This window comes from Specibacter sp. BI4 (genome assembly GCF_056680095.1).
The window spans coordinates 4,182,203-4,208,647 of sequence record NZ_CM155265.1 but is presented as its reverse complement, the minus strand read 5'-3'; the positions used below and the strand labels follow the sequence as shown (position 1 = coordinate 4,208,647).

Sequence of the window (26,445 nt, the reverse complement as noted above, 5' to 3'; positions counted from 1 at the left end):
TTGTTGTGACAGCCCCCAAGCCTGGATTTCCTTCTGGATTTTCCACCCTACGCCACTGGTGGCCATGCTGACCGGTAGTTTGGGCTGCCTGGCTGGGAAATTGTGGGCGCTGTAGTTTGAGGGCATGAGCGCAGAAAAGATGAAGGCGTCCCTGGCCGGTGTCTTGGATGCGCACCGCTGGGAGGAGCTGCCGGGTCTGCTGCAGCACTTCGAGGTGGCAACCTTTATTGCCGTGTGCGACGGACTCATCTCCGACATGACAGAGGTGTGGACCGACGTTGCCCAGGTGGCTCCCGTCGGGACCCGCCAGGCCTAGCGGAACGCCGGCGGCGGCAAGCAACGGACCAGGGCGTAATAGTGCCGTGATTGCCCCTGCGGCGCCCCAAGGTAACTTACATTGGTTGCTAAACAAAGTTTTAGCGTGGAGGAGCCGGAGTGGACAAGCTGCAGGGAACAAGCATTCTTTTTGCCGGGGACAGCGTGACGGATTGCGGGCGCCGCGAGGATCCGCGGGGGCTTGGCGTCGGTTATGTGGGAATGCTGGCCGCCGAGCTGGCCCAACAAGGCGCCACCGTCGCCAACGTTGGTATCAGCGGTGACCGCGTGGTTGATTTGCTGCAGCGCTGGGGCGCCGATGTGGTGGGCGGCGATGCCGACGTGCTGTCCATTCTCGTGGGCATCAACGACACCTGGCGCCGCTTCGACAACGATGACCCCACCTCCGCCGACGCCTTCGAGGCTGGCTACCGGGAACTGCTGACCCAGGCGAAACCACACTTCAAGCACATCGTGCTGGTCCAGCCCTTCCTGCTGCCCGTCACGGAGGACCAGCACGGGTGGGGCGAGGACCTGGCCGGAAAGCAGCAGGCGGTGGCCCGCCTGGCCACCGAATTTGAGGCTGTCTTGGTGCCCGCGCACGATCAGCTCACTGCCCGTGCCGCCAGCCTCGGCGGCAATGCCGCACTGGCCGGCGACGGTGTCCACCCCACGCCCCTGGGCCACGCACAATTGGCTGCGATCTGGCTGGCGGCTGTCAATGGATGACGCCAGCGCCGGCACAGCCAGAACAGCCACAGCAGTCCCGGCGGCCCGCAAATCAGCCTCGCCCATCCCACGGCCTTTACCGACGACGCCCTGGCGATGACGGACGCCATGCGTTACCTGATGGGTTTGGGCCACCGGCGCATTGCCCGGATCGCGGGACCGGCGGAGCTGCTGCACACGGCCCAGCGCACCGAAGTGTATGCGGCGATGCTGGCCGCGGCGGGTGTTGGGAGCGGTGCGGGTGTTGCAGGCCTGCAGCGCAACGGCGGGTACGGGCACGACAGCGGCAGGACCCTGACGGCAGAGCTGTTCGCCGCTGCTCCCGCTGCTCCCGCTTCTCCCGCTGCTCCCGCTTCTCCCACTGCTCCCACTGACGAACGCCCCACCGCGATTATTTACGACGACGCCGTCCCGGAGCAGGTTTCCGTGCTGGCGTGGGATGACTCGCTGCAGTGCCAGCTTGCCAGCGTCACGGCTTTGTCGCACGATGTCGCCGCCTACGGCAAACTCGCGGCAGAACTGTTGATCGGGCATCTGGCCGGTGAGCCCGTCACGAGCCGGGCCGCCCTGGCACCTGCCCTCGTGGTGCGGCGCTCAACCGGTCCGGTCGACGGTTCGGCTGACCCGCGGGAGGCTTGAAATTTTCGTGAAGGTCACGACCACAACGCTGGAGATGCGCAATCCTGCTGAGGCTGCCCCGCGTGCCGTCCCTGCCTGGGCACGGCTGGAACGCGCCGTCGGGATGGCGCCCGAATACGCCCGATTCCTCTACGGCCTGGTGGGCGGGGCCTGGAACTGGACCGACCGCCTCGAGTGGACGCGGGAACAATGGGACCGGGAACTTGCCGTGCCGGGCACCGAGTTCTGGGTGCTGTACGGCGAGGGTGTGCCGTGGGGCTTCGTTCAGCTCCAACCCCTCCCTGCCGCGGATGGGACCCATGTGGAGGTGCGGTATTTTGGTTTGGCGGAGCAGGCGATCGGCCGCGGCCTCGGCGGACTGCTGTTGGAACACGGAGTCGAGGCGGCCTGGTCGCTGCCTTCCCGCCAGGCGCTGCCGCAGGGTGGTTCCGTGCTCCAGCCCAGCTCCCTGCCGCAGGGTGGGGCCGTCTCAAACGTGGCCCGCGTCTGGGTGCACACCTGCAGCCTCGACGGGCCCGCGGCCCTGGCGAACTACCAGGCCCGCGGGTTTGTCATTTGCCTGACCGAGGACGCCGAACAGGACGTGGCGGAGCGGCCGCTCGGATCGTGGGCATCCACCGGCGGGCATGTTTGACCCTGCCGTGAGCGCCGCCCCGCACCAGCTCAGATCAGCCCAAGGTCGGCGAACGCGGTCGCGATGCCGTCGCGGCTTGGCGGTGGGGCTGTGCGGTCCGCGATGGCCAGAAGCGCCGGACTGGAGCCCTCAATGACCACACCAAGGCCCGCATAGGCAATCATTTCCAGGTCGTTTTGGCCATCGCCGAACGCGATGGAGTGTGCGCGGTCAATGCCAAGCCGGGAGATCGCGGCAGCAACGCCGTCGGCCTTGCTGATGCCGCGCAGGAACAGCTCTCCGGCATGGCTGCCCTCGTCGGCGATGGAGTTTGCGACGACGGCGATCTCCGCCCCAATTTCCGCCACCATCCGGTCCATGGGAATCAACGATTCAAACACCGTGACCTTGGCGAACAGCGGGGAGTCCTGCGACCACGGGATCAGCGAGTCAAGGATGGCCGAGGAGCCCCTGGGCTTGCCGGGCGCCGACTTCTGGAAGTGTCCCTCGACAATGGTCCGCAAGCGTTGCTCGGCCGCCGGGGCCACATGCAGTGATTCCTGCGCTTCCAGGACGTAGACAGAGTCGTGGGCGTCAAGGGCGGCGACAGTCCTGGCCGCGAGTTCCGCGGGGAAGCGGGTGTCGACGAGGACCTCGCCCGCCACCTCGACATAGGCGCCCGCGCTCGCCACGAGGCCGTCAAAACCGGCGTCGAGAATGTGTTCCGGCAGCATGGACACGGGCCGCCCCGTGCACAGGAGCACCTTGTGGCCCGCCGCCCGCGCGGCGCGGACGGCCCGAACGTGCGCCTCGGGAACAATGCCGAAGTCGGCGTAGGTGCCGTCAACATCGAGGAAGATGGCGTGGCTGGTTCCGGTGGCGGTGCCTGGACTGATTGGTGTGTTTGGCTCGGCGGTCATGATCAGGGAGTCTACCCGCGACGGGTGGGCACCTCGGGCCAGGGGACCGGCAGTCAGCCGGCGGTGTCGCGGCGGCCGGAACCGCCGTCGGACGGGTTTGTCGGTCCGGGCACGGCCTCGGGCTCCCAGCGCAGCAGGTCTCCGGGCTGGCATTCCAACGCCTCGCACAATGCCTCAAGGGTGGTGAAGCGCACCGCCTTGGCGCGGCCGTTCTTCAGCACGGCGAGGTTGGCGGGCGTGATCCCAATGCGTTCCGCGAGCGTGCCCACAGCCATCTTGCGCCTGGCCAGCATGACGTCGATGTCGACGATGATGGGCATCAGATGACCTCGTCGATTTCTGCCTGCAGCTTGCTGGCCTCGGTGTCGCGGGCCACTGCCTGGGCCAGCAGCAGCCGCAGGACCAGGACGATCAAGGCGACGCAGGCGATCATCAGCCCCGCCCCGCCAATGAGCAGCACCACGCCGGGAGCCACGGCTTCGCCGGGGGCCAGCACCGCACCCAAACCAAACATCAAAAGGGCTGCGGCAGCTACGGCGCCCATGATGATGTCCACGTACCGGAATGCGCCCCGGGAAAAGACGGTGCCGCGGCGCACCATGGACAGCAGCCGCCACACACAGACAAGGGCGAGCTGGCCGGCCACGATTCCCAGCAGCACAATCGCCATGAGCGGGATGCGGACCGCGGACAGGACGGCATCGGACCCTTCAATGTCAGTTGACAGCAGCGGCACCATGACAACCTGGACGAACAGCGAACCGGCGAGCACGAGTGCCAGCGCGATCCGCAAGGCGGTGACAGCCAGTGTTCCCACGGAAACTCCTTCGATTGAATAGCAGTCCGAATGTATCGCTAAACGATAGATGCTGGCAAGTGCGCGGGGCTGCGGCGGTGGTTCGGCCACTCCGCGCTGGGTGGGTCGCCGGGTGGTTCTGGACAAATTAATTTGTCGGTGGGAAACTTGGAACATGTTGGACGTTGCAGTGATTGAAGATGCCTCGGCAGCCGAGGCGGCGCTTGATCCGATCCGGGCCAGGCTGCTGGCGGAGCTGCGGACACCCGCGTCGGCCGCAAACGTGGCGGCGCGGATCGGGCTGCCGCGGCAAAAAGTGAACTACCACCTGCGGATGCTGGAAAGCTTCGGACTCGTGGAACTGGTCGGGGAGCGGCGGCGGGGAAATGTCATTGAGCGGGTCATGGGCGCCACCGCGCGGTCCTACGTCATTTCGCCGGCAGCGCTTCCCGGTGTGGCCCCCGACCCGTCCCTTGCACCCAACAGGCTCTCGGCCCGCTGGATGCTGGGGCTCGCAGCCCGCCTGGTCAGGGACGTCGGGACGCTGATCAGCGGTGCCGACCGCGCCCAGCAGCGGCTGGCCACCTTTGCCCTGGACGGCGAGGTGACATTTGCCAGCGCAGCCGACAGGGCCGCGTTCGTTGCCGAACTTGCAGCCACGACGGCGAAGCTGGTGAAAAAGTACCACAGCGAAAACGGGACCGGCGGACGCAAGCACAGGCTCGTCGTCGCCCTTCATCCCAGCGTCAAACCGGTCCCGGAATTACAGGAAATTACCCAAATCGCCGGAACATCCGGCCCCACGAAGGAGCAATGATGGCCAAGGAATTCAAGATCGTGCACGAATCCGAAATCGAAGGCACGCCGGCGCAGGTGTTCGACGCCGCCACGGCAGGCACCTCGGGCTGGATGTGGCCCATGGAAATCGAGGCGAAGCTGGGCGGCGCGGGCCCGTTCGGCAGCACCGTGACAGCGTGGGAGCCGCCGCACCGCTTCTCGAACCGGATGGACGGGGAGGGCGGCTTCTTCAACCAACTCGACTACGACATTTCCGAGCTCCCGGACGGCAAGTCGTGGCTGCGGTATGTGCACAGCGGCGTGTTTTTCGAGGACTGGGACAACCAGTACGACGGCGCCGCCAAGCACACCGCCTTCTACCAGCACACGCTGGGCGAGTACGTGAAGTTCTTCGCCGGCAGGCAGGCAGCGTTTGCCGACGTGCAGGGGCCCGGGGCATCCTCCTCGCCCGAGGCGTTCGAAGCGGTCAAGCATGCCTTGGGGATCCACGACCCCGGCGCCGGCGGACACGTCAGCGTCGCCATTGCGGGGCTTGGGACAGTAGACGCCGTCGTGGACTACCTGGATGAGAACTTCGTGGGGCTGCGCACCGACGACACCATGATCCGCTTCTTTGGACGGAACGCGTTTGGCGCCGTGGTGGGCATGACCATCCACCTGTTCGCCCCCGGAGCGGATGCGGAAGCAGCAGGGGCCGCCTGGGGTGCGTGGCTGAACGGGCTGTACGCGTAGGGGAGCGGGCTCGGGCGAATACGATCCAACCCGGCCGCGAGAGTACAGGAAACGTCGTTATGGTCGGCCATTGCGACGTTTCGTGTACTCTCGCGTTGTCGCAGGAGCCCCACGGACCAGAATCGACGGCGAACTGCCCGCAGCCGTCCACTGTGCGGGCTTGGTGTACGGCCCTGTGATGCGGGGCTCGGGCGAATATGATCCAACCGGGCCGCGAGAGCACACGAAACGTCGTTATGGTCGGCCATTGCGACGTTTCGTGTACTCTCGCGTTGTCGCAGGAGCATCTTCGGACCAGTTTCGACGGCGAACTGCCCGCAGCCGCCCATGCTGGCTTGCAGACCTGTCGTGATCAAACTCCGATACTCGCGATGACCGCACCCAAATTCACGTCGGAAGCTCCTGGAGGGCAGTGTAGCCCTCCGTTTTACGAAGATTCAAACTATTTGATTGAAATGACACGACGGAATGAAATTTATCCCGAATGCACCGTGTGTGCAGGTATTTCCTGTACATGTGGCTCCGAAGCGTCTAACGTGAAAATATGATGTCGACAAGAAAGATTGCTTTTGGGGTAATGATCATTGTCATTGTTGGGCTCATGGCTGGTTGCTCTAAAGGGGAAGAAGAAAATCCACCGCTGTCCCCAACTATAATATCACCAGAGACCGCTTCAACAGCAACGGCGACCTTTCCCAGTGATCAATCTATATTTACAGAACAATCGTATATCTTGTCCGAAAAGAATCCGTCAGCCACTGTGGTGATGAGTCGTTCTGATACGGGTAGTGGCGATCTTAGGATCCCCGCCCTTCCAGACGGAAAAACCCGCGTTGGACTTCTGATTAATTGCGCTGGTGGTGATTGGTCGGTGATTGTCGACCAAGACACGCCAGCGAATAGTGGGGCCCCATGTTCGTTGAATATTACACCGTCAGCCGATTTTCCGCTCGATAGCCCATCGTCGGAGACCATTGTAAAATTGACGGTGCCGAATTCAACGAAGTACTGGGTTACAATCTTTTATAAATAGACATAATTGACGGAGGTATTTTTATGATGAAAATTGTTAAGTATGTTGGAATTGTCTTTGGGGCGTTGGCTCTCACTGCTACTGGCCTGTCTTCTGCCAGCGCAGCCGAACCCCCTGAATCTGAATCTGATGTTGTTTCTCCATATGGCCTATGCGACGGTGGCGTTCCCGACCTTTCGGTGACTAACGTGAATCGAGCATATGCGCCTGGATCGTATCGATTGCCCGGCTCTCCAGGGGCAAACCTTACGATCGATGTTGGAACTTCCTCAACGGTTTCGGGTTCCATGTCCTTATCAACCACTGTTGAGGCGGGGGCGGTTTTTGCCTCGGCATCAGTGACCGCCGGCATCGAGCTGAGTGCTTCGGAGACTAGTACAGCGACGTACTCTGTCAATGCAACTATTCCCGATGAGGGTGGCTATATCGAGCTTGGTTCCGAGGGGCGTTCATTCAATTGGTCGGCGACAACTTACAACAGTAATTGTGTCGTCACCAGTCAAGAGAGTGGTACGGGAACTGGAGCGACCTCAACCCCTTACGGCTACCTGTCTTGGGTTGGGTTTGTCTAGAGAATTATTGTTCGACAGGCGGGGCGTATCTATTGGGCTGGATACGTCTCCTTGGTGCCATGGGTGCCTTTTTCGTTGGCGGCTGTCAGTGGGATCGGTGTTTTGTCTTGTGTCCCTGCTCTGGCAAATCGGTCCCGGCCAGCTAGCTAGCATTCAGCCGATGCGCGGCCCTGTGATGCGGCCGCGGATCACTGGTGGGGGAGGCTGGCAGGTGCGGTTCCGTCGTCGTGCATTGTCAGCACGGCAGCCCGCCCGCACCAAACCACGGCTTTTGTGCATTAACGCGCACCGACTCTGCGCTATTGGTCATTGATGTTCGGCCCCGGCACTGGGATACTCAGGAAACCGGGGATGTGCTGCAGCTCACAAACTGCTCGTTGCCGGCCCCAGATGTCAACGTCGACAGGCGCGCCCCGGCGCGGAGGAGCAAAAATGAGTGCAAGTGTTGGGCCGACACCATCGGCGAAGGAGTCGGGGCTGCGGAAGGTTGTTGCCGCATCCATGGCGGGAACGGTCGTGGAATGGTACGAGTTCTTCCTGTACGCCACAGCCGTCACCCTGGTGTTTGGCAAAATGTTCTTCCCGAACTCCGGATCCGAGCTCGACGCGATCATGGCAGGGTTCCTGACCTACGCAGTCGGCTTCGTTGCCCGGCCCATCGGCGGCATCGTCTTTGGCCACTTTGGTGACAAGTTCGGCCGCAAGAAGCTCCTGCAGCTGAGCATCATCCTCGTTGGCGTTTCCACGTTCCTGATGGGCTGCCTGCCCAGCTTTGGCCAGGTTGGCTATTGGGCTCCGGCGTTGCTGGTGGGGCTGCGCTTCATTCAGGGCTTCGCGGTGGGCGGGGAATGGGGCGGCGCCGTGCTGCTCGTGGCCGAACACAGCCCGAACAAGTCCCGCGGATTCTGGGCGTCGTGGCCGCAGTCGGCCGTGCCGTTGGGCAATCTGCTCGCCACGGGCGTCCTGCTCACCCTGGCCTCCGTGCTCAGCGAGGCCGCGTTCCTGGGCTGGGGCTGGCGCATTGCGTTCTGGCTTTCCGCCGTGATCGTGCTGATCGGCTATTACATCCGCACCAAGGTCAGCGACGCCCCGATCTTCCTCGAAGCCCACGCCGAAATGGCGGAGAACCCCCAGGCCGGCTACGGCGTGTTCGAGGTCCTGCGCCGCTACCCGCGCGGGGTGTTCACGGCCATGGGCCTGCGCTTCGCCGAGAATATTCTCTACTACCTGGTGGTCACGTTCTCCATCACCTATCTGAAGATCATCGTCGACATCGACACCTCCCGCATCCTCATGCTGTTGCTGGTGGCGCACGGCATCCACTTCATCGTGGTGCCGCTGGTCGGCAAGCTCTCCGACCGGATCGGCCGCAAGCCCACCTACATGCTTGGCGCGTTGACGGGTGCCACCTGGGGTTTCTTCGCCTTCCCCATGATGGACACCAAGGACGACCTCATGATCCTGGCCTCGGTCACGATCGGACTGATCTTCCACGCACTCATGTACGCCGGCCAGCCCGCCATCATGGCCGAAATGTTCCCCACCCGCATGCGCTACTCCGGCGTCTCGCTGGGCTACCAGGTGACCTCCATCGTGGCGGGCTCCATGGCCCCCTTCATCGCCACCGGCCTCGTGGAACACTACAATTCCTCCGTCCCCGTGGCCCTCTACCTGCTTGGCGCCTGCATGGTGACAGCCGTCGCCGTGTACTTCCTGAAGGAAACCAAGGGCGTCTCGCTGCAGGACATTGACGACGCCGATGCCGCCGGAACGCTGGCCCTGGGCCGTTCCGCTGCGGCCAAGGCTGCAACAAAGGCGGTCTAGGGAATGGCTGCTGATTCAGTTGGGGCCGGGATTGGGACTCCGGTCGACGTGCCGGCCGGTTCACTTGCCGGGCGCCGTGCACTTGTCACCGGCGGTGCGGGCGGACTGGGGGCCGCCTGTGCGCGGGCGCTGGCAGCCCGGGGCGCCCATGTCATCGTCGCCGACCGTGACGGGGCAGGGGCTGCGGCGGTCGCTGCCGAGGTGGGCGGCGAATCCTGGGAAGTGGATCTGTTGGACACATCGGCGCTGGAATCCCTGACCCTGGACGTTGACATCCTCGTCAACAATGCGGGCATCCAGTCCATCAGTCCCATCGAGGACTTTGACCCGCCCGCGTTCCGGCACATCATGACTGTCATGCTGGAGGCGCCGTTCCTGCTGATCCGTGCCGCGCTGCCGCACATGTACGCGCAGGGGCACGGCCGGATCATCAACATGTCCTCCATCCACGGCCTGCGGGCCTCGGCGTTTAAATCGGCGTATGTCGCGGCCAAGCACGGCCTGGAGGGCCTTTCGAAAGTGACGGCCCGTGAAGGCGGTCCGCACGGGGTGACCAGCAACTGCGTCAACCCCGGATACGTCCGCACGCCGCTCGTTGAGGGGCAGCTCGCCGACCAGGCGGCAACCCACGGCATCCCCGAAGACCAGGTGCTGGCCGACATCATGCTGGCCAAAAATGCCATCAAGCGGCTGATCGAACCGGACGAGATTGCCGGGCTGGTGGTGTGGTTGGCGTCAGACCAGGCGGCCATGGCCACCGGAGCCTCGTACCTCATGGACGGCGGCTGGACGGCCTAACTCGCGAACGCAAACCCGCGCGCCGGGCCCGGTTGTTGCGTTTCACATCAACGGTCCCGGCCATGACGGCGAGAGGCATGGCCGCAATCCGTGGATTTTGGCCTTCCCGTGTGGGCGGGTGAGCTTTTGTTGGGACGGGGACCCTTCGGGCCGGCAGGGGCGCAGGTCCCATGTGGCTCAGGATGCCAAGCGGTCAGTCCGCTGCTCGGCAGCATGGTCGCCGCTGGGCGCTTGCCCCGGCGGGGTGATCGTGGACCAAATGTCATCGAGTGAGAGCCCCAGTACTGTCGCAATCGCCGCAATCGTGGAGAACGCGGGAGTGGCCACACGGCCGGTTTCGATCTTCCGAAGAGTCTCTGGTGAGATGTCTGCTGCCATCGCCACCTCGAGCATGGGACGATCTTTCCTTGCGCGGCGCAGAAGTGCACCCAAATGCTGCCCGCGCTCAATCTCGGCGGCTGTGAGTGGAAGTCTGACCATGCATACAACTATAGTGTCGGTATAATAATACCGGTATAGTTATTGCCCACGAGAGAGGAGACGGATGATTGAAATATTCAAGCCGGCCGAACTGCAACGAGCCAGGCTCAGCGGCAAGGTCATCGCTGCGGTCCTGAAGAGCATGAAAGCGCGGGCCGGGATCGGAGTCAATCTCCTGGAGATCGACCAGTGGGCACGTGAAATGCTTGCCGAGGCAGGCGCGAAATCTTGTTATGTCGACTACGACCCCTCGTTCGGCGACGGGCCGTTCGGACACTTCATCTGCACCTCGGTCAACGACGCCGTGCTGCACGGAAAACCTCACGACTACGCACTTAAGGATGGTGATCTCCTCACCCTTGACCTGGCTGCCTCCCTCGATGGGATCGCCACCGACTCCGCCGTCAGCTTCACTGTCGGAGCATCGTCCAGCCAGGCGGACTCCATGATGATCGAGACGACCCAGCGGGCACTTGAAGCCGGAATCGCCGCCGCCAATCCCGGAGCGCGCATCGGGGACATCTCGCACGCAATTGGAACCGTCCTCGGGGCAGCCGGCTACCTGATAAACACCGATTTTGGCGGGCATGGCATCGGGTCGACCATGCATCAGGATCCGCACATCTCCAACACCGGCCGGCCAGGCCGGGGATACAAACTCCGCCCCGGCCTGCTGCTGGCGATCGAACCTTGGGTCATGGAGGACACCGCAGACCTCGTCACTGACCCGGACGGCTGGACACTGCGAAGTGCAACGGGAGCCCGCTCGGCGCACAGCGAGCACACCATAGCCATTACGGACGACGGCCCGGTAATCCTCACGATCTGAGAATGCCTGCACCGAAGGCCAACCATGGCGGCTCTGCTTCGGAGCGTCCGCCCAGGGGAATCAGCCTCGACCCCGCGTCCGGGCTGGGCGTCACGGCAAGCCGTTCAGGCGGGCAGGAGCTGGTCCTTCATTCGGGAGGCCTCCTGCAGGAACGCTGTCATCACGGCCTGCACCGCGGGGGACCGCAGCGACTCCGGCCTTGCAGCAGCCCAGAACTGCACCTTCTGCTCCACCTCCCGGGGCAGGACCCGGACGAACCCCTCCTGACCCTCCACCATGAACGCCGGCAGCATGCCAATCCCGGCGTTGGCCCTGACGGCCTCGATTTGGGCGAAAACGCTCGTTGACTGGAACTGCGCCGGCTCACTTGTCAACGACCGGCGCTGCTGTGCCAGCTCGGCCACCTGCAGGGACGACTCCACATAGGAGATGAACCGGTGGCTGGGCAATTCAGCTGCCGTCGCCGGCATTCCGTGGGCGGATGCATAACCGGAGCCGGCATAGAGCCGCAGCGCGTAGTCGGCGAGCAGCATGGTTTCGGCCCGGCCGGCCTCGACGCTGCCGGGCACCACCTCAATGTCCACTCCCGAGCGGTTCTGGCTCAGGCGGCGGGTGGCGCTGAGCAGTTCCACGCGGAGCAGTGGCTGCTTCCTCTGCAGCCGGACCAGGGCAGGGGTTGCGATGAGGGCGCCGAAGCCGTCCGACGTGCTCACCCGCACCACCCCCGAGATGGCGTCCGCCCCGTCCCGGACACCGGTGCTCAGTGCGCTGAGGCTCTTTTCGATGCCCTCGGCGGCGGACACCGCGGCCCGGCCCAGCTCCGTCAGTTCCCAGCCCTGCGGGGTCCGCTCCAACGTGCGCCCGCCCAGCTGCTTGTCCAGGGCCAGGATCCGCCGCGACACCGTGGTGTGCGTGGTGTCCAAGGCGTCCGCGACAGCTGTGAAGCGGCCCAGCCTGGCCACCGTGAGCAGCACCAGCAAATCGTCAGGGCTGGGAAACCTCTTGAAATCCAGCATGAATCCACTCCTTATATACGCCGGTGCCGCGACCACGGCCGGCAATGTGCATGGATGCACATGCACTCTGCCAATTTCGGTCTTGTTTGCACTCTAGCAGGGTGTGATGCTGGTCATAACGGGTCAATGTCGGGGCCCTGGGACATAATGGACAAACGTAAGCAAGGGAGCTTTCATCATGGCAGTTGTGGCATGGATTGGTTTGGGCAACATGGGCGGACCCATGACAGCCAACATGGTCAAGGCAGGGCACACGGTCCGCGGCTTTGACCTGAGCGCGGAAGCCCTCGCCGCCGCCGTCGGCCATGGTGCAGCTCCCGCTGCCTCGATCGCCGACGCCGTCTCCGGTGCCGACGTCGTCTTTACCATGCTCCCCAAGGGCGACCACGTCCGCAGCGTGTATTTCGGGGACGGCGGCATCCTCGCCAACGCGGCCAAGGAAACCCTCCTCATCGATTCCTCCACGATTGACATTGAGTCCGCGCAGGCCGTGCACGACGCCGCTGCTGCCGCCGGGTTCCGCTTTGTTGACGCCCCGGTCTCGGGCGGCATGAGCGGCGCGGCTGCCGGGACCCTCACCTTCATGATCGGCGGTGAAAGCGGCGCCGTGGCGGACGCCTCCGCCTACATCGAGCCCATGGCCGGAAACATCATCCCCACGGGCGGGGCCACCACCGGCCAGGCCGCCAAGATCTGCAACAACCTGATGCTGTTCATCAACCTGGCCTCCACCGCCGAGGGCGCCGTGCTGGCCGAGCGCCTTGGCCTGGACAAGCAGGTCTTCTGGGACATCGCCTCCGTCTCTTCAGGGGACAGCTGGGCGCTGCGCACCTGGTACCCGGTCGCCGGCGTCGTGCCGACCGCGGCGTCCAACAACGACTTCGCCCCCTCCTTCACCGCGGAGCTGGCCAACAAGGACATCGGCCTGGCCATCGCCGCGGCCCGCAGCACCGACACCCCGCTCGAGATTGGCGAGCACGTCCAGCAGCTGTTCCAGCGCCTCATCGACGAGGGCGAGGGCGGCAAGGACTGCAGCCGGATCGTTTCGCTGGTGGATGGGTCCCTCAAGACCTCCACCACCACCCTTGGATAAGAAAGGCACTTGCCATGACTGAAGTACTAACCACCGAAGCTGTCCGCGACTGGCCCATGTGGATCGGCGGCGAAGAAGTGGCCTCGGCCGGCGGGGAATGGCGCAACGTCGAGAACCCCGCCCGCCGCGAAACCGTCATCGCCCGCGTCCCGGCCGGCAACGAGGCCGACGTCGACCGTGCCGTGGCGGCAGCCCGGGCGGCGTTCCCGGCCTGGCGGGCCCAGCATTTCAGCGGCCGATCAAAGGCCCTGCTGGCGATTGCCGACGAGCTCGAGGCCCGCACCGAGGAATTCGCCAGGCTGACGGCACTGGACACCGGCAACGCGCTGCGCACCCAGGCCCGCCCCGAGGCCACCACCATGGTCTCGATGTTCCGGTACTTTGCCGGCGTTGCCGGTGAGGTCAAGGGCACCACCCTCCCCGCCGGTGAGAACCAGCTGCAGTACACGCGCATCGAGCCGCTCGGCGTGGTTGCGGCGATCCTGCCGTGGAATTCGCCGCTGATGATTGCCGCGTTCAAGATCCCGGCCGCCCTGGCTGCCGGCAACACCGTCATCATGAAGGCCGCCGACGACGCCCCGCTCACCATTTTGCTGCTTGCGGAAGTGTGCAACCGGCACCTGCCGCCCGGCGTCGTCAACGCCATGACCGGGCGCGGTGCCATCATTGGTGAGGCACTGGCCAAGCACCCCGGCGTGGACAAGGTTTCCTTCACCGGCTCCACCGAGGTGGGACGCGGCGTGGCTGCGACGGCCGCGGCACGACTGGCCCACATGTCCCTGGAGCTGGGCGGGAAGAACCCCTCCATCGTGTTCCCCGACGGGGTCGACGACGAACTCATCGACGGCCTGCTGCTCGCCTCCCGCTTCACCCGGCAGGGCCAAAGCTGCACCGCCGGCTCGCGCCTGTTCCTGCACGAAGACATTTACGACGACGTGCTGGAGCGGCTCACCGCCAAGCTGGGGGCCCTGAAGGTCGGGGACCCGATGGATGAGGCAACCGACATGGGCGCCATCATCAATGCCAAGCAGCACTCAGCCATCACCGGCTACCTGGATGAGGGACGGGCCACCCCGGGGATGAAGGCTGTCCTTGGCGGCACCGCCCCCACAGAGGGTGCGCTGACGGAGGGTTTCTACCACCTGCCCACAGTGTTCAGCGGGGGCCAAAACGAATTCCGGCTGGCTCAGGAAGAGATCTTCGGTCCGGTGCTGGTGGCGATTCCGTGGAAGGAGACCGCCGACGTGATCCGTATGGCCAACGACACCAACTACGGGCTGGCCGCCTACGTGTGGAGCCACAACCTGGACAACGCCTTGAACACCGCCCACCAGATCGAAGCCGGCTGGGTGCAGGTCAACCAGGGCGGCGGCCAGGTGGCGGGGCAGTCGTACGGCGGCTACAAGCAAAGCGGCATGGGGCGCGAGGTGTCCCTGGAAGGCATGGTGGCCGGATTCACCCAGACCAAGCAGATCAACGTGAAGCTGCGCGGGATGCCCCATGGATAAGCAGCAGGGCCTTCCGCTGGAGGGCATCCGCATCCTGGATCTCAGCCGTGCCCTGGCCGGCCCGTATGCGACGGCGCTGCTGGGGGACTTGGGGGCCACTGTCATCAAGACCGAAAGCATCAAGGGCGGGGATTCGAGCCGGTCCTGGCCGCCATTTGAAAATGACCACAGCCTCTACTTTGACTCGGCCAACCGCGGCAAGGAGTCCATTGCCATCGACTTCTACACCCAGGCGGGGCGGGACTTGTTGTGGCAGCTGGCCATGAGCGCCGACGTCGTGGTGGAAAACTTCCGCCCCGGCGTGCTGGCAACCATGGGACTTGACCCGGAACAGCTGCGCGCAGCCAAGCCGGCACTGGTCATCGCCTCCGTGAGCGGATTTGGTGCCTCCGGACCGCTCTCGCAGGCGCCGGGGCTGGACCAGGTGGCGCAGGGCATGAGCGGGCTGATGTCGGTGACGGGCCCGGACGCGGGAAACATGTACAGGGTGGGCGTGCCCATCGTGGACCTGGTCTCCGGCATCAACACCGCCCTCGCGATTGCCGCGGCGCTGGTCGGCAGGGCCCGCACCGGCGCAGGGATGGAGGTCTCGACGTCGCTCCTTGAAACGGGGCTCGCGCTGAGCGCTTTCCAGGGACAAAAATACCTGAGCACCGGAGAAGTGCCGGTGCCGCTGGGCAACACCCACCCGGCACTGACCCCCTACGGGGTGTTTGCGACGGCCGACATTCCCGTCATCATCGCCGTGGGCAATGAAAAGCAATGGCAGCAGCTGTGCGCGCTGCTCGGAGCCCCGCAACTGGCTGAACGTCCCGAGTACGGCTCCGGCAAGCTGCGGCACGCGAACGAATCCGCGCTCAAGGCCGAACTGGAAGAGCTGCTGGCGGCCCGCACCGCCGGCGACTGGTTGCCGGTGCTGCGCGCAGCGGCCATCCCGGCAGGACCCATTTACAACTACGAACAAGCGTTTGCCGACGAGCAGGTCAAGGCCCTTGCCATGGTGGAAACAGTGCACCGCGCCGACGGTACGCCGCTGCCGCTTGTCCGAGGACCCATTTCGATCAACCGGGAAGCGCCGCGCATCCGCAAGGCGCCGCCGGAACTGGGGGAGGACACCCTGGCCGTGCTGACGGGGTTGTCATTGAGCCCGGAGCAGATTGCCGGCCTGGTTGACGCCGGGATTGTGCTGGCGGCGCCGTCGGCAGGGGAACGGGTGGTGCCGGCATGAGTGCCGGGACCGCTGGCGTTGCTGCCGTGGGTACGAGTGCGGCGGGTTCCGAGGGTGCAGGGGAGAAGGCAGGCATGCTGCGCATTGAACAGTCGGGGCCGGTGGCGGTGCTCATCATGGACAACCCTGCCATGCGCAACGCCATCACCCAAGGCATGTGGCAGCAATTTGAGGATTTGTTGGCGCAGCTGGACGCCGACGATTCAGTGAAGGTTGTGGTGGTTCGGGGGGCCGGGGAGCATTTCTCCGCCGGCGCCGACATTGCGTCCGTGCAAAGGATCCTGCACGACCCCGCCACCGGGCACAGCGACGGCGGCGACATTACGGTGGCCGAGAACGCCCTGGCACGCCTGCGCAAACCAACGATCGCCGCGATCGACGGCTACTGCGTGGGCGGCGGATGGCAGATCGCCGGGGCCTGTGACATCCGGCTGGCCTCCGAGCGGGCCATCTACGGCATCACCCCGGCCAAGATCGGCATCGTGTATCCATTGTCGGGGATCAAGAAGCTGGTGGAACTGGCCGGGCCGGCAACTGCGAAATACCTGCTGTTTGGCGGCGACTTTGTTGACGCCCAGGAGGCGCTACGGCTCGGGCTGGCCACCAAGGTGCTTGCCCTGGACGGTTTCTGGGAAGCTGTCCACGCCTATGCGCTGCACCTGTCCGCGCGCTCGCAGTTCTCGGCGCAGGGGCACAAGGCGCTGGTCAACGCGATGAGCGCGGGAGCCGGCGATGCCGATGTGGCCGAATTGAGTGCCTACTGGCAGGGGCAGATGGCCATCAGTGCGGACGCTGCCATCGGTGTGGCTGCGTTCCTGGCCAAGGAGACCCCAAAGTTCACCTGGCTGCGGCCCCGCAAGGTGTGATTCGACGCTCCGCCGTCCCCGTACGTTTCACCGGTGCCCCGGGCGTGGTTGGGTTCTGCCCCCGATGCCCGAATGGATCGGGCACCGGGAATCCGTTATGACAGGACCTTGTTGAGGAAATCCCTGACACGGGGGTTGTTGTTGTCCTCACCGAAGAACTCCTCTGGCGGCTGATCGGCGGAAATGACTCCGCCATCAATGAACACCACCCTGTCGGCAACCTTCCGCGCGAAGCCCATTTCGTGAGTTACCACGATCATGGTCATGCCCTGCCGGGCGAGGTCCGTCATGACATCCAAGACGTCATTGACAACTTCGGGGTCCAGGGCGCTCGTTGGCTCGTCGAACAGCATGAGCTTGGGGGTCATCGCCACTGCCCGGGCAATGGCAATACGTTGTTTCTGCCCACCGGAAAGCTGGCTGGGATACGCATGGGCGCGGGAGGTCATGCCCACCTTTTCCAACAACTCCATGGCATGGGCCTCCGCATCGGCCTTGGACTTTCCCAGCACGTTCATCTGCGGCAGCATGACATTGCGCAGGGCCGTCAGGTTGTGGAACAGGTTGAACTGCTGGAACACCATCCCCATGCGTGAACGCAAGCGGTCCAGATCCACATTGGGTGCCAGCAAGTCCTCACCATCGAACAAAACGTGACCGGACGTCGGCGTCTCCAGCAGGTTGAGGCAGCGCAGGAATGTTGATTTTCCGCCGCCGCTGGGCCCGATAACGGCCACGACTTCGCCGGGCTCTATGGAGAAGTCAATGCCCTTGAGGACCTCCAGTTCGCCGAAGGTTTTGGTAATGGACTGTGTCGAAAGAAGTGCCACTAGATGTAAACCGCCAATTTCTTCTCGAGGGTGTTGGCGATGAAGCCGATGATGTTGGTGATGATGTAGTAAACCAGTCCAATGAACAGGTACACGGTCAACGCGTCAAAGGTGCGCGCAATGATGGTCTGCCCCACGAGGAACATCTCGCTGATGGTGACAAACGAGACGAGAGCGGAGTTCTTGGTCAACGAGACAAACTCGTTGCCCAGCGGCGGAAGCATGCGCAGGAAGGCTTGGGGAACGATGATGTGTCGCAGCGCGGACCCGGCACTCATGCCGCAGGAACGAGCCGCTTCCATCTGGCCCTTGTCCACAGACTGAATCGCACCGCGCACAATCTCCGTTACGTAGGACCCGCTGTACAGGCCCAACGCCAGGACACCGGCCACCATGGGCTGCAATTGCAGGCCCAGCTGGGGCAGGCCAAAGTAGATCAGGAACAACTGCACAATGAAGGGAGTGCCTCGGATGACGGAGACATAAACCGTGCCCGCCCAGCGGATAGGTGCGAGCTTCGAGAGTTTGGCAAAGCCGCCCAACATGCCAAAGGTCAGGCTCAGCAGCAAGGACATGCCAATGATGGACATGGTGGTGACGAAACCGTCCCACAGGGGGCCGGCCGAGTTGGTGATGGACGAGATGTTGATGAGGGCGTGTGCCTTGGCCGGGCCGGCGACAGTGGCAGACTCGTCGCCAAACCATTCAGCCGCCAGCTTGTCGTAACCACCGTTGGCCTTCAGCGCGGCCAGTGAGGCATTGAAGGAATCCTTGATTGCGGCGTCGGACTTTTGGAACGCGTATCCATAGTTTTCGGTGGTGAGCCGCTCACCCACCTGCTTCAGCCCGCCCTGTTGGGTGATGAAGTACCGGCCGCCCGGCTGGCCGGTAACGACGGCGTCGGCCTGGCCCAATTTCACCGAGGAAAACATCTGGTCATTTGTCTGGACTTGGACCAGTTCTGCCTTGGGCTGGTGCTGTGCCAACCATTCGACAGACTTGGTCCCTACCTGGACTGCTATTTTTTTGCCGGCCAAATCGGCCAGGGAATTGACCTCCGTGCTGTCCTCGGCAACAAAGATGCCCAGCCCTCCGGGGTAGTACACCTCGGAGAAATCGATGACCTTCGCCCGCTCGGCACTGATGTAGATGGCTGAAGCGCCAATGTCGATTTGGTTGGCCTGCAAGGCCGGAACAATGTTGCCGAAGGGCATTTGAACGAACTCGACGTTCTTTATGCCTGATTCCTTGGCCAGGGCATTGATCAGGTCAATGTCAAAGCCCATCTTCTTGCCGTTGGCGTCAGTAAACTCAAACGGAGGAAAAGTGGCGTCGGTGCCGACACGAAGCGTCAGCTTTCCGGACTGTAGATCGCTGAGTTTAGCCGAAGTTGTCGCATTCTCGGATGGTGCGGCAGGGTCGGCTGAAGGCGCGGCTGTGGCAGCCTGTGCGGCAATGCCGGTGAATCCGATCAAGGCGGCAAGCAGGACCGCCCAAAAACGGTAACGGGTGAACAGTCTTTTCACGGGAGCTCGATTCCGGATTGGGTTGCAGATGTCGGGGTGGCCGGCGTCTCCCGCAGGAGCGCCGTATGTTCGGTTGCGATGGTGTTGATCAGTCTTGCCGCCGCGCGGGCCGTCCTGTTGTCAATGTCAAAGCGTGGATTGAGTTCCACGATGTCCACGTGCGACAGCTTGGGGGAGCGGGCCAGCCTGCGGCAGACCGCCAGAATGATCTCAAACGGCACGCCCAGTGCGGCCGGCGCGCTGACTCCCGGGGCAACATGGGCGGGAAGGACATCGAGGTCAATGGTGAGGTAAACAGTGTCGATGGTGGCCAAAAAACGTTCCACAAACTCCGTGACGGCCGGCAAGTTGCTGATGCCACAGTCCTCATCGAGCATGTACTCCACGCCCAGGTGCGACGCCGTGTGGAAGAGGTCCGGGGTGTTGTTGGCTTCGCTGATGCCAAGGACGCTGTACGTGAAGTCGTGGCCCGCAGCCTTCTCCAGTTCGGCAATCTGCCGGAACGGGGTGCCTGAGGAAGGGACTGTGTCCGCCCGTAAATCAAAGTGGGCGTCCAGATTGATGATGCCCAGTCGTCGACTTGCGAGTGTGCCGGACCCGGCCAAACCCAGATAGCTGCCAAACGCGGTTTCGTGCCCGCCGCCGAGAACGATCGGGAGGTGACCGGCATCTATTGCTGCACCAACAGCGTGGCCAAGCCGCTCCTGGCCGTTCTCCAAGGCACTGTCCGTCACGCAGACATCTCCGAGGTCGCATGCGGTGAGTCCCGCCGGCGCTGACAGTGATGCCAACATGGCGCGGATGGCCGACGGTGCGCCGGCGGCTCCAGTCCGGCCCTTGTTGCGTCGGACGCCTTCATCACTTTGGAAACCAAGGATGGCAATGCCGCCGCCAGCTGCGCCAGGGTGATCCGCGGCATCCACAGCGGCGGCGGTCATGGATTCATTGACAGCATGGTGCCAGCGCCGGTGTTCGACGCCGGGGCCGTCATCACGGCCGGTCCATGGTGTGGGGGTCAATTCCAGGGTCATTAAAATCCTGTTTCTGTCGCGTTGAGGATGAGTGCTGCTGCCCGGGTGGCGGAGATGAGCCGCTTTTCGTTGCGGATTGCCCGCACGGACGGGGCCATGGTGCTCAGGGTTCCGGACAATCGCTTTGTTTGATCGAAGATCGGCACGCTGACTCCCCATACCCCTGGGTCGACAGCGCCCTGGCTCAGGGCAAAGCCGCGTGACGCCGTGATGTCCAGCTCGCGGCGGAGTGTCGCCGTGGCGGCGGCATCCAGCCCGAGTGCGGAAATTGCCTCTCGTTGTTCGGTGTCTGTCAAGTGGGCAAGCAGGGCCACTGCACTTGCACCGAGGTGCAACGGTTGCGACCGCCCGGCGGAATAGCTGCACCGAAGCATTTGGGGGCCTTCGACAGCTTCCACGCACAGGGCCTGGCCGCCGCTGACCACAAGATACGCAGCCAACTCCTGGGTTTCTTCAGAAAGCTGCCGCACCTTGGCGCTGATGTGGCTGGAAATGATTGACTCATGGCGAAAATTTGCTGCCAGGCGCAGCGAGGCCGGGCCGGCCGAAAATTGCCCTCGGTGATTCGCCGGAGCAACAAGCCCTGCGTGAACGAGCGCGGACAGATGCCGGTACACGGCACTGGCCGGTATCCCGGTCCGGGACGAGACCTGTGCGGCGGTCAGTGTTTGGGCTTGGGCGAACTGCAACAGAATCTCAAGCACCCGTGAGTGTTCAGCAGCCGACGGCGTTCCCTGGGGCACGACTTGCGCGGTGGGTTCTTTATCAAGCATGAAGGCTACGTTAGTGTCCACAATCACAGATTCGCATATTAGTTTCCCATGAAATGGGAAAGTAGTTGCCATTGGATGGCACTCAGGCGCCGGGAGGCCTGACATTCACCCCTGCGAGTTTCACCAGTCGCGCCGACCGAGCAGGGGTGTGAGCCAAAACATGCGCCACTGCAAACTTTGCACTTGTGCAATCTTTGCAGTGGCGCATAAACTGTAGTCATGCAAAAAACCATCCCAGTGCCGCTGCGTGAGCGGAACCGCCTGGAAACTTGGGCGCTGATCCATGACAAGGCGTCCGGAATGGCCCTTGAAGACGGCCTGACCAAGACCACTGTCGAGGCCATCGCCGAAGCAGCCGGCATCTCCAAGCGCACCTTCTTCAATTACTTCGCCACGAAGGAAGACGCCATCATGGGCACCCAGCCGCCCACGCTCTCCGACGAGGCTGTGGTCGCGTTCCGTGAGGACGGTGAGGGCGACTTGTTTGGCCGCACGGTTCGGCTGATGGTCACGGTGATCCGCTCCATGTTCCCGGAGGCCTCGCAAAAGGCGCGCCGCAAGGAATTGAAGAACAAGTATCCGGAGCTCGGGCTGGCATTCCTTCAGCATGTCACCGCCTCGGAGGTCCTGGTCGAATCAATCCTGGCGGACCGCTACGACGAGTCCGATCCCGAGTTTGCCAACGTGGGCCTGCCCGGTGGCCGTGACGGAGCCAAGGCATTGTTGATTCTGGCCGGAGCCGCCATGCGCTTCGCATTCAGCCGTGACCCAAGTGCCGTCTCCGCCGGTGAAATCAAAGTTGTGGATGAGTCCATTGAAATTTTCCGAGAGGCAGTCAAAGCATCCCTATGAGCAACCAAACCATCGTGGAAACTCCGGTTGACGCCGGAGAAAAAAGAAAAGTAATCCTGCTGTTCGCAGGCCTCATGGTCACCATGTTGCTGGCCTCCCTGAACCAGACAGTCCTCTCGACAGCACTGCCCACCATGGTGGGCGAGCTGAACGGCGTCGAGCACATGGCGTGGGCCATCACCGCGTTCATTCTGGCTTCCACCATCATGATGCCGGTATACGGCAAGCTGGGTGACCTTTTGGGCCGCAAGCCCATGCTGCTGTTTGCAATCTCCATCTTCACCATTGGTTCTGTCATCGGTGCGCTGGCTCCGGACATGGGCACCCTTATTGTGGCCCGCGTGGTCCAGGGCCTCGGTGGTGGTGGGCTGATGATTCTCTCCCAGGCGACCATTGCCGACGTCGTGCCCGCCCGTGAGCGTGGCAAGTACATGGGCATCATGGGCGGCGTCTTCGCGTTCTCATCGGTTGCCGGTCCGCTGATTGGCGGTGGGCTGACCGAGGGGCCGGGCTGGCGCTGGGCGTTCTGGATGAACGTGCCGTTGGCCGTGCTGGCCATCTTCGCCACCATCTTCCTGCTGCACGTGCCCAAGATTGTGCACGCAACACGGCCCAAGATCGACTACCTGGGCATGATGCTGATTGCCCTCGCCACCACCGCAATTGTTCTGGTCGGCACCTGGGGCGGTTCACAGTACGAGTGGAACTCCCCTGAAATCCTGGGCCTCGCTGCCGCCGCCATCGTCACCGGTGTGCTGTTTGTCTTCGTGGAACTGCGTGCCAGTGAGCCGGTCATGCCCATGATGCTGTTCAAGAGCCGCAACTTTAACCTGACCACCATTGCCGGCCTGCTTACGGGCATCGCCATGTTCGGTGTGCTTGGCTACATGCCAACGTACATTCAGATGGCCACAGGCTTCTCGGCAGCTCAGGCGGGCCTGCTCATGATTCCCATGATGGGCTGCATGCTGATCGTCTCGGTTGTTGTCGGCCGTCGCGTCTCAACCACCGGTCGCTACAAGGTTGCCCCGATCGTTGGCTCCATTATTTTGGCTGTGTCATTGGCTCTGATGGCCACGCTCCATGCCGATTCACCCGTCTACCTCATCTGCGTCTACATGGGCATCATGGGTATTGGGCTGGGTGCCAGCATGCAGATCATGACACTGGTGGCGCAGAACTCCTTCCCGTTGAAGTTCGTTGGCACGGCCACCGCCGGGCAGAACTACTTCCGCCAGGTCGGTGCCACGCTCGGTTCCGCTGTTGTGGGCGCCATGTTCGCCACCCGTTTGCATGAACTCGTTGCCGAGAAGATCCCCGGTGGCACGGGCGGTGGCGGCGCAAGCTCCTTTACCCCGCACCTCGTCAACAGCCTGCCGGATCCCATCAAGAAGCTTGTGGTCGAGTCCTACAACGAGGCCCTGATCCCGCTGTTCCTCTTCATGGTGCCCCTTGCCGTGATCGCCGCGATCATCCTTTGCTTCGTCAAGGAAGTCCCGCTGGAGACCAAGATCCACAGGGAAGCACCTGTGGACATCTCGGAGAAAGCCGAGCCTGGCGTCATGGCTGAGTTTGAAGCTGATGTGACCAACGACGCCGAGACCTCCTCGGCCGCGCAGCCGGAAGTCCTGGTGCGGCGCCGGTAAGCAAACGTTTCCACATCGAGGATGCAGCCGTTGGACGAAAACTAGCTCAAAATCCAGGAATCCGTCCAGCGGCTGGTGTGCAGATTTTTTGTGCCGGGCGGGAACAGTGGCCGGGGCGCCGTGAGTGGGTTGCGGGAATCAAGCCCGTATAGAATGGGACCAGCGAACACATGCCGACGTAATTGAGGGTCACTTGCCAGAATTCACTGCCCGATTTGCCACAGCCGCCGAGATTGGACAATGGGACACGCTCGTCACTGCCAACCCCAACGGTGGCAACCTGCTCCAATCCGAAGCGTTTGCGGCCGTCAAGAAGAACTACGGCTGGGACACCCAATTCCTGGTTTTTGAAGGCACCGACTGCACCAGCTACAACCTGGTGCTGGAAAAGTCCTTTCCCGTGCTGGGCAAGCTCTGGTACCTCATCAAGGGTCCCGACGTGGCTGAGGTTGAACAGATCCCGCCCATGCTGGCTGCGTTGCGGACATTTGTGAAACGCGCAAAGCTCAATGTCTTTGCCGCCAAAATTGAGCCCGATGTGGTGTCCAGCGAGGCTGCCCGGGCTGTCCTCAGCGGTGCGGGCCTGGTCAAGGTGCCGAACCTGCAGCCCAATGACAGCACGGCATTGCTCGACATCTCCCCGGACTCCAATGAGCTGTTGCGCAAGCTGCATTCACGCGGCCGCAACGCCGTGCGCCGGGCCATCCGCGAAGAGGTTGACGTGGTCCGCATGGACCCCACGGAATCAACCATGCGCACCATGTATGAGCTGATGGTGGGGACCATCGCCGCAAAGGCAAGCACCCAGGCCCGGGACTTTGAGTACTACCGGCAGTTCTGGACCGAGTTCGCCACACGCGGCCAGGGGCGTTTTTATTTTGTGTTTGAAGACGGCGAAGCCTCCGTGGGTGCCTTTGTCATCAACTACGGTGCCAAGGCCACCTACAAGGACGGCGGTTCGCTGCAAAAGCGCAGCCAGTATGGGGACTCCCATCTTGTCCAGTGGGTGGCGATCAACGACATGAAGGAGCTGGGGGCCGTCGAGTACGACTTCTGCGGCACGCCGCCGTCGCACCAGCTCAAGGATCCCACCCACGCACACCACGGCTTGGGGTTGTTCAAGACCAGCTTCTCCAAGACTGTCACCGATTTTGTGGGCTGTTACGACCTCGTCCTCAGCCCCATGCGGTATAAATTGTGGACTGTGGCCGGTGAGCGCGGGTTTAGGCAGCTTTACACCCGCCGCACGGGACGGCAGTTCTACTAAATATTCTTCAGGCGCGGGCGGCAGCAGATCCTGCCGCCCGGGCCGCAAGCAGTGGCACAGGGAGCATGAATGACAAACCATCCCAGCAGCCGGGACCAAGGCACTGCGGACGACGCCCAAGCCAAAAATACCCAGGGCCGCGGTGCCCAAGCCAAAAACGCCCAGCCCGAGAACGCCCAGGCCAAAAACGCCCAGGGCCGCGGCGAGCCGGCCGTACGCATGCATCCCGGATTGATGAAGAAGGTTCAGCCGCGCAGGGCTGACAACAGCCCTGCGCCGGCGGCAGGCATGATTCCCGTGGTGGCTCCGGCCCGGCCCAACAAGGCTGCCCGGACTGTGCTGCGCAAGCTGGTTCAGGGGGAGACCCCGCCCACGGCGCCCATGACCATCGTCGAGAGGCTTGCCGGCAGTCCCTACGCCAACTTCACCATCCAGGTGGGCAAGACCGAGGAATCCGCCCGGAAAACCATTGATTTTGCGCTGCGCCTGGCCGAGACCATGTTCAGGTACGGTGCCGGCGCCCTCGAAGTTGAGACGAGCATCATCGCTGTCACCGCGGCACTCGGGCTGCGCAACATTGAAGTCGACATCACCAACCAGTCGGTCATCATCAACTATGCGCCCCGGGAAGCCGTGCCCATCACCCTCTTGCGGGTTGTTCGTTCCTGGACCAACAATTACGCCGGTCTGGTCGAGGTCCATGAACTCGTCAGCGACATTGCCAGCGGCGGTGTCACCAGGGAAGACGCCTACAGGCGCCTGGACGTCATCATCAAGAAGCCCAAACCGTTCCCGCGCTGGATGGTTTCCCTGGCTGAGGCAGTATTCGCGGCGGCAGTTGTGGGCGTCATTGGCGGCAGTTTCTTTGGCATGCTGGTGGCGCTCCTGACAATTGTTTTGGCCGGGCAGGTCGCCCGTGTCCTGCGGAAGTGGCGGGTGCCTGATTTCTTCGTCACAGCGATCAGCTCCTTCATTGTCACCGGCGTGGCGCTTCTGTGCTTCATGATGAAGGTGCCGCTGAGCCCGTCAGTGGTGGTGGCGGGCGGAATTTTGCTGATGCTGCCCTCCGGCAGGCTCGTCTCGGCCATGCAGGATGCCATCAACGGGTTCCCCGTGACGGCGGCCGGCAGGTTCCTGTCGGCGTTCCTGACCTTTGGCGCCATTGTGGCGGGCATTGCCGTGGCCATCGTCTCAAGTGCGGTGTTTGGGGCCGACCGGCTGAACGTTGCGGAGACCCTGACAGCATCCCTGCCGTTGTACTGGCTGGTCGTGCTGGTGGCCGTGGCCACCATTGCCATTTGCATTGCCGAGCAAACGTCCATCAAGCTGCTGCTGCCCACGACGGGCGTTGCCCTGGCCGGCTACCTGGTCTTTTACTTCGGCATGGAATTTGGTCTCGGCGGGCGCTTTGCCCCGGCCGTTGCCGCCGTTGTCATTGGCATGCTGGCACGTTTCGTAGCCTTGCGGCTGGGGGCGCCACAACTGGTGGTGGCAGTTCCATCCATCATTTTCCTGCTGGTGGGGCTGTCGATCTTCCGGGCCATGTTCGTCATGACCCTCACCCCGGACGACTCGGTCACGGGGGCTGTTGGCATTTTCAACGCCTTGGTCGTCATCCTGGCCGTGGCCGCAGGGGTGGTGCTTGGCGACAACGCCGCCCGTCCGTTCACCCGCCACAGCGGCCACAGGCTCAAGCGCAGCAACCGCCGGCGGTAAGTGCCTTTTGCATCT

27 protein-coding genes are annotated in these 26,445 nt (G+C 63.2%); 17 read left to right on the top strand and 10 right to left on the bottom strand.

Going from position 1 to position 26,445, the window contains the following annotated elements; genetic code table 11:
* Positions 1-124: 124 nt before the first annotated feature.
* From AC1L6K_RS19080 to AC1L6K_RS19065, 4 genes are all read left to right on the top strand, one after another.
* On the top strand, positions 125-316 hold the full coding sequence (locus AC1L6K_RS19080) for a hypothetical protein (protein ID WP_480950406.1): 192 nt from the start codon (positions 125-127) through the stop codon (positions 314-316).
* 119 nt (positions 317-435) lie between these two features.
* A complete protein-coding gene (locus tag AC1L6K_RS19075) occupies positions 436-1,044 on the top strand; it encodes an SGNH/GDSL hydrolase family protein (protein ID WP_480950405.1) in 609 nt (202 codons plus the stop codon).
* A 108-nt stretch (positions 1,045-1,152) separates the two neighbouring features.
* Positions 1,153-1,683 carry a substrate-binding domain-containing protein gene (locus tag AC1L6K_RS19070; RefSeq protein WP_480950404.1) on the top strand — a complete coding sequence of 177 codons (531 nt, stop codon included), beginning with the start codon at positions 1,153-1,155 and terminating at the stop codon, positions 1,681-1,683.
* 7 nt (positions 1,684-1,690) lie between these two features.
* Positions 1,691-2,317: a GNAT family N-acetyltransferase gene (locus AC1L6K_RS19065; protein ID WP_480950403.1), complete on the top strand. Its 627-nt coding sequence runs from the start codon at positions 1,691-1,693 to the stop codon at positions 2,315-2,317.
* Between the two features lie 29 nt (positions 2,318-2,346).
* Here the strand turns inward: AC1L6K_RS19065 and AC1L6K_RS19060 are convergent, their stop codons facing one another.
* From AC1L6K_RS19060 to AC1L6K_RS19050, 3 genes are read right to left on the bottom strand one after another with little or no spacing between them, the layout of a single operon-like run.
* Positions 2,347-3,216: an HAD-IIB family hydrolase gene (locus AC1L6K_RS19060; protein WP_480950402.1), complete on the bottom strand. Its 870-nt coding sequence runs from the start codon at positions 3,214-3,216 to the stop codon at positions 2,347-2,349.
* 53 nt (positions 3,217-3,269) lie between these two features.
* Complete coding sequence (locus AC1L6K_RS19055) at positions 3,270-3,536, bottom strand: helix-turn-helix domain-containing protein (RefSeq protein ID WP_480950401.1); 267 nt, start codon at positions 3,534-3,536, stop codon at positions 3,270-3,272.
* Positions 3,536-4,033, bottom strand: coding sequence for a DUF2975 domain-containing protein (locus AC1L6K_RS19050; RefSeq protein ID WP_480950400.1), 498 nt, complete (start codon positions 4,031-4,033; stop codon positions 3,536-3,538). The genes AC1L6K_RS19055 and AC1L6K_RS19050 overlap by 1 nt, the downstream gene beginning before the upstream one ends.
* Positions 4,034-4,187: 154 nt before the next feature.
* On the opposite strand from AC1L6K_RS19050, the gene AC1L6K_RS19045 reads away from it, so the two are divergent.
* Positions 4,188-4,829: an ArsR/SmtB family transcription factor gene (locus AC1L6K_RS19045; RefSeq protein ID WP_480950399.1), complete on the top strand. Its 642-nt coding sequence runs from the start codon at positions 4,188-4,190 to the stop codon at positions 4,827-4,829.
* Entirely contained in the window at positions 4,826-5,542 is a 717-nt protein-coding gene (locus AC1L6K_RS19040) for an SRPBCC family protein (RefSeq protein WP_480950398.1), read from the top strand. Before AC1L6K_RS19045 ends, AC1L6K_RS19040 begins: the two co-directional genes overlap by 4 nt.
* A 1,013-nt stretch (positions 5,543-6,555) precedes the next feature.
* On the opposite strand, the gene AC1L6K_RS19035 is transcribed toward AC1L6K_RS19040, so the two are convergent.
* Positions 6,556-6,972 (bottom strand): hypothetical protein, encoded by a 417-nt coding sequence (locus tag AC1L6K_RS19035; RefSeq protein ID WP_480950397.1) that lies wholly within the window; start codon positions 6,970-6,972, stop codon positions 6,556-6,558.
* A gap of 607 nt (positions 6,973-7,579) precedes the next feature.
* On the opposite strand from AC1L6K_RS19035, the gene AC1L6K_RS19030 reads away from it, so the two are divergent.
* Both AC1L6K_RS19030 and AC1L6K_RS19025 read left to right on the top strand, forming a co-directional pair.
* A complete protein-coding gene (locus tag AC1L6K_RS19030; RefSeq protein WP_480950396.1) occupies positions 7,580-8,971 on the top strand; it encodes an MFS transporter in 1,392 nt (463 codons plus the stop codon).
* A gap of 3 nt (positions 8,972-8,974) precedes the next feature.
* On the top strand, positions 8,975-9,769 hold the full coding sequence (locus tag AC1L6K_RS19025; RefSeq protein WP_480950395.1) for a 3-hydroxybutyrate dehydrogenase: 795 nt from the start codon (positions 8,975-8,977) through the stop codon (positions 9,767-9,769).
* A gap of 177 nt (positions 9,770-9,946) precedes the next feature.
* On the opposite strand, the gene AC1L6K_RS19020 is transcribed toward AC1L6K_RS19025, so the two are convergent.
* Positions 9,947-10,249 carry a helix-turn-helix transcriptional regulator gene (locus AC1L6K_RS19020; protein ID WP_480950394.1) on the bottom strand — a complete coding sequence of 101 codons (303 nt, stop codon included), beginning with the start codon at positions 10,247-10,249 and terminating at the stop codon, positions 9,947-9,949.
* A gap of 64 nt (positions 10,250-10,313) precedes the next feature.
* Between AC1L6K_RS19020 and map the strand changes: the two genes are divergently transcribed.
* On the top strand, positions 10,314-11,078 hold the full coding sequence (gene map / locus AC1L6K_RS19015; protein WP_480950393.1) for a type I methionyl aminopeptidase: 765 nt from the start codon (positions 10,314-10,316) through the stop codon (positions 11,076-11,078).
* A gap of 104 nt (positions 11,079-11,182) precedes the next feature.
* Here the strand turns inward: map and AC1L6K_RS19010 are convergent, their stop codons facing one another.
* Positions 11,183-12,094 (bottom strand): LysR family transcriptional regulator, encoded by a 912-nt coding sequence (locus AC1L6K_RS19010; RefSeq protein ID WP_480950392.1) that lies wholly within the window; start codon positions 12,092-12,094, stop codon positions 11,183-11,185.
* A 178-nt stretch (positions 12,095-12,272) separates the two neighbouring features.
* Between AC1L6K_RS19010 and mmsB the strand changes: the two genes are divergently transcribed.
* The 4 genes from mmsB to AC1L6K_RS18990 are packed head-to-tail and all read left to right on the top strand — an operon-like array spanning position 12,273 to position 16,789.
* Positions 12,273-13,187, top strand: a complete 915-nt coding sequence (mmsB, locus tag AC1L6K_RS19005; protein WP_480950391.1) for a 3-hydroxyisobutyrate dehydrogenase — start codon at positions 12,273-12,275, stop codon at positions 13,185-13,187.
* A gap of 14 nt (positions 13,188-13,201) precedes the next feature.
* Positions 13,202-14,695, top strand: coding sequence for an aldehyde dehydrogenase family protein (locus tag AC1L6K_RS19000; RefSeq protein ID WP_480950390.1), 1,494 nt, complete (start codon positions 13,202-13,204; stop codon positions 14,693-14,695).
* A complete protein-coding gene (locus AC1L6K_RS18995) occupies positions 14,688-15,923 on the top strand; it encodes a CaiB/BaiF CoA transferase family protein (protein WP_480950389.1) in 1,236 nt (411 codons plus the stop codon). Before AC1L6K_RS19000 ends, AC1L6K_RS18995 begins: the two co-directional genes overlap by 8 nt.
* On the top strand, positions 15,920-16,789 hold the full coding sequence (locus AC1L6K_RS18990; RefSeq protein WP_480950388.1) for an enoyl-CoA hydratase/isomerase family protein: 870 nt from the start codon (positions 15,920-15,922) through the stop codon (positions 16,787-16,789). The genes AC1L6K_RS18995 and AC1L6K_RS18990 overlap by 4 nt, the downstream gene beginning before the upstream one ends.
* A 95-nt stretch (positions 16,790-16,884) precedes the next feature.
* On the opposite strand, the gene AC1L6K_RS18985 is transcribed toward AC1L6K_RS18990, so the two are convergent.
* Genes AC1L6K_RS18985 through AC1L6K_RS18970 form a run of 4 tightly spaced genes read right to left on the bottom strand, consistent with a single transcriptional unit; the run spans position 16,885 to position 20,949 of the window.
* On the bottom strand, positions 16,885-17,619 hold the full coding sequence (locus AC1L6K_RS18985) for an amino acid ABC transporter ATP-binding protein (RefSeq protein WP_480950387.1): 735 nt from the start codon (positions 17,617-17,619) through the stop codon (positions 16,885-16,887).
* A complete protein-coding gene (locus tag AC1L6K_RS18980; protein WP_480950386.1) occupies positions 17,619-19,145 on the bottom strand; it encodes an ABC transporter substrate-binding protein/permease in 1,527 nt (508 codons plus the stop codon). The genes AC1L6K_RS18985 and AC1L6K_RS18980 overlap by 1 nt, the downstream gene beginning before the upstream one ends.
* A complete protein-coding gene (gene hutG, locus AC1L6K_RS18975; protein ID WP_480950385.1) occupies positions 19,142-20,176 on the bottom strand; it encodes a formimidoylglutamase in 1,035 nt (344 codons plus the stop codon). Before hutG ends, AC1L6K_RS18980 begins: the two co-directional genes overlap by 4 nt.
* Positions 20,176-20,949, bottom strand: coding sequence for an IclR family transcriptional regulator (locus tag AC1L6K_RS18970; RefSeq protein ID WP_480950384.1), 774 nt, complete (start codon positions 20,947-20,949; stop codon positions 20,176-20,178). Before AC1L6K_RS18970 ends, hutG begins: the two co-directional genes overlap by 1 nt.
* Positions 20,950-21,168: 219 nt before the next feature.
* Between AC1L6K_RS18970 and AC1L6K_RS18965 the strand changes: the two genes are divergently transcribed.
* The 4 genes from AC1L6K_RS18965 to AC1L6K_RS18950 all read left to right on the top strand — a co-directional run bounded on the left by AC1L6K_RS18965 (position 21,169) and on the right by AC1L6K_RS18950 (position 26,430).
* On the top strand, positions 21,169-21,801 hold the full coding sequence (locus tag AC1L6K_RS18965; RefSeq protein WP_480950383.1) for a TetR/AcrR family transcriptional regulator: 633 nt from the start codon (positions 21,169-21,171) through the stop codon (positions 21,799-21,801).
* A complete protein-coding gene (locus AC1L6K_RS18960) occupies positions 21,798-23,447 on the top strand; it encodes an MDR family MFS transporter (protein WP_480950382.1) in 1,650 nt (549 codons plus the stop codon). Before AC1L6K_RS18965 ends, AC1L6K_RS18960 begins: the two co-directional genes overlap by 4 nt.
* Positions 23,448-23,640: 193 nt before the next feature.
* Positions 23,641-24,714, top strand: coding sequence for a lipid II:glycine glycyltransferase FemX (locus tag AC1L6K_RS18955; RefSeq protein ID WP_480950381.1), 1,074 nt, complete (start codon positions 23,641-23,643; stop codon positions 24,712-24,714).
* A gap of 288 nt (positions 24,715-25,002) precedes the next feature.
* Positions 25,003-26,430, top strand: coding sequence for a threonine/serine exporter family protein (locus AC1L6K_RS18950; protein WP_480952824.1), 1,428 nt, complete (start codon positions 25,003-25,005; stop codon positions 26,428-26,430).
* Positions 26,431-26,445 lie beyond the last annotated feature (15 nt).